This is a genomic window from Pseudomonas sp. EA_65y_Pfl1_P113, from assembly GCF_963970525.1.
Lineage (GTDB): Bacteria > Pseudomonadota > Gammaproteobacteria > Pseudomonadales > Pseudomonadaceae > Aquipseudomonas > Aquipseudomonas tritici.
Map to the genome: position 1 here is coordinate 1 of NZ_CAXAQM010000073.1, position 3,364 is coordinate 3,364.

Consider the following 3,364-nt stretch of genomic DNA (forward strand, 5'->3'; position numbering starts at 1 on the left):
GACTCGCTGACCAGTTCAATCTGGATCGCATACAAGCTGCTGATCGCTTCCGTGCCCTCGAAGGCGAGGACCTTGAAGTCGTGGCGAACAGAAGGGATCAATAACGCAAAATGCGCAGCATTGGCCGATGCGAACATACGCTTATCCTTGGCTGAGAGAAGACAACACACAAAACGGCATCAACCCGCAAACAGGTGGATGCGTGAACCGGTGGGTTGACCCGATTGCGGGTCGCGAGGAATCATCACTTCGTGATTGAAACCCTGCTTGGTACCTGTGACGGACATATACGCGGGTGTAGTCATAGATGCTCCTTACTAAAAATTGAGGGCCCCAGAGGATCTTTTGCACGGAAGGCGCAGTAAACTCCTTCAAAAATTATGCCAATAAAATTAAATACCTTGTATATCAACGTCATGCTCAAAAAGTTGCAGATTGGACTGGCTCACTACATGGAAAACACCTCTAAAAGTGCGCAAGAAGTTGCGCAGTACTGTGCAACTTCTTGCGCACTTTGCTGTACATAACTAAGTGCGTGACCTGCAGCGATCTATCCACAGGGTTTTCCACAATTTAGTGTGCAACTTGTTGCGCATGATGGCGAGACGATGCCCAGGTAACCGCAGTATTCAGAAATGCATTAGCCGCGGTAAAAAATCGAGCTCAGCGTCAGTCTCCGGTCGTGAGACCTTCCACTGTGCCCTTCGCCTGATCCAACCAATTCTGGGGTGGCGCCTGGGCCAACATTCCATCAAGTAGATTCACCGAGGGAGTGGGCATTGGTGTTTTAAGTGCCTGTGCGGCTTTGAGCATCGCAATCAAATCATCAGTGGTGGCGGTTTTCTCCGTCAGTAGCGCAGGAACCGGCAACGCCTGGGCCGCTTTTGACATGCTGCCTGGGTCGGCGGTAAAGGTACGAATCGACTCCAACCCATCAAGCATCGGCACTGCGAGACCTGTCACAGTGTCAAACGCACTGATGCTTGGGAAACCCACCTTGCCGCGAAACACGGGGGTGCCCAACGACGGAAGAATCAGCCCCACCAAGAAACGTGGGTCGCGACGCTTGATGGTCAGACCAACACTGGCCACCGCCAATGCCACGCCAACCACTCGTTCGGCGGTCACCAACAGCGATAGTTCGTTATTGGATTCATTGTCGAAAAATATCCCGCGATAACGAAAGTAATCGCTGAAGAGTTCCCGCTCATTCAAGGCCGCGTTCATAAACCAGGCACGAGAGTCATGCACGTGCTCATCAAACAAGCGGATAAGTGGAAAAACTTTATCGTTTAATGATTTGCCGTCTTCGCCGAACAGCCTGGCGTAATTCATTTCTCCCGCCTTGCGCAGATCGGCATAGTGCTGGGCTTCATCCTGTTCGCTGGTCATGTACACAAGCCCCCCCACCAAGGTGTTGGCAAGGGTGCCCAGGCTAAACATTTCGCCTGCGCTCAAGTTCCATTCCGGCACATAGTCACGTCGGAAATCAGCCATGGCGTTGAGCAACTGTCGACAGTCCAGGTTCGGCTCATACATTTTGCTGGTATTGAAGGTGTTCGTGGGCGGAGCGCCGGTACGACGCTCATACTCCAACTTGATAGCTTGATGTTTTTTTTGAGCGGTCAGCTGACCTTCAGACCATACCGGTGCCGGGGTGCCGGCACGGTTGGCTGCGTCTTCCTCAAGTTGCATCTTGTGAAGAGCTTCAAAGGCGTCGACTTCCTCGGAGGTCATATCTGCCCCCGGACCGTTTTTCATCACCTTGACATAAGCGTCAGTGTGGTTGGCACGCCCCTTGGCGTAACGACTGATTCGCCAACCGGTGATCAACCCCGCTTCGCGTGCCATGACCTCTTCGAGTGGGCCGTTATCCATGGCGTCAAGCCAGGTGTTGAAGCGATTGATCAGGGTAGTGCCTACGTCGTATTCGTTTCGAGTTTCACCATCCATCACTAACCAAGGCCAGCGCGTTTCTAACTCACTCCCGAGAGCATCTTTGGGAGCCTGCAACGGCGCGCCGATCTTGTAGGCTTCACTGAACATATGGTGCAGAGCGATCTGCGACAACACCATATGGCCACCCTCCGCGGCCCGACCTTGGTCGCCGCGCGGGTAGCCGCCGCCGACATCGGAGTGCATGCCGGGGTAGATGTATTCCGCTGTGCCTTGGCGATAGGTGGAAGGGCATTTTGGATCGTCAGGATTGGCTTTGCGCCGAATAGAGTCTACGGGGAAGCAACTGCGCTGTTCGTGCGCCGCAACCAGATGCACGCAGTGCTCAAGAAACTTCTCCGAATCCGACAAGCGCATGGTGCCATCGGCCCAGCCCATATGTCCGGCAGCAAACGGCGCCAAGTACGGAATCCCCACCGAGGCTACGGTGTCGAACAGCCCCATAAACACAATTTTGATCGGTAGTCCGGCAAATAGGTAGCAGGTATCACCCGCCACATCGACCTTGGTCAAGGCTTCAAGCCAGTTGGCAAATGCCCGCGCCTCGGCGGCCCCGCGTGAAAAACCATAAACAAACAGACGCACTGCCATGATTTCAGGGATCGACTTGGCCGTATGAGCTGCATCAATTTGGCTTTCAAGTTCCGCCAGCGGTTGCGCCAAAACCTCTCGGCGGCGCGTGTAGCTGCTTTTGAATACTGAAGCCCCGAGCGCGTCTTCGGCAAGGCTGGTGCCCATTTTTTGTACAAGGGCGTAGGCGTCAGGCACTTTCAGTGGCTTCTCACCGCATGCTCTTTTCAGCGCATCGATCAATCGAGTCAATCCCCAGTTAATCCGGTTCTCGCCGCCCGTCGACATCGTCAGCCCTTGACTATCAGGCTTGAACTCGCCTATTTCTTTGAACTCGGTGCCAACCCCTTGCATGTAGTAGGCATAAAAGGCTTCTCGCTCAGCGGCCTCACTGTTATCACTCCCCACACTCGCATGGTATAGCCGCGCCACATTGGTCGTGGTTGAAGGCAATGCGAGGCTGTCCGACGGCTCATGGTTGTTCGTGCCGTCAAAACACAGCGTGACCGTCACGATCTTCATGCAGGGCGGCCCTGGGTAAACCCGTCCCGCTGCATGGTGGGCGTCCATCGACTGTTGTTCAAACGGATGATAGGCCACCTGTTGCGTCCGGTAATTACGCAATACATCCCCGGGTGTTTGCGGCAGCAACCCACCCATCTTGAAGTCAGGTGTCGGGCTCAGGAATGCCGCTGCAGGCCTTTGAAGTGACGGGATCATGGCTTCGGACATGTGGCCGGCTCCTGCATTTTTTGAGGGAAGTGAAACGGATAATCTGAACGACCGGGATACGTAGCGCCTGCCGATACAGCCACCTGGTTACAGGGCAAGAAATGCA

The 3,364-nt window shown here is 54.5% G+C and carries 1 protein-coding gene and 1 pseudogene; both read right to left on the minus strand.

The window, feature by feature from the left end; translation table 11 throughout:
- Positions 1 to 194 precede the first annotated feature (194 nt).
- A pseudogene (locus tag AACY52_RS28235) lies at positions 195 to 305 on the minus strand (type VI secretion system tube protein Hcp); the annotation flags it as partial.
- A gap of 364 nt (positions 306 to 669) precedes the next feature.
- On the minus strand, positions 670 to 3,258 hold the full coding sequence (locus tag AACY52_RS28240; protein WP_339561062.1) for a DUF2235 domain-containing protein: 2,589 nt from the start codon (positions 3,256 to 3,258) through the stop codon (positions 670 to 672).
- Positions 3,259 to 3,364: the final 106 nt, after the last annotated feature.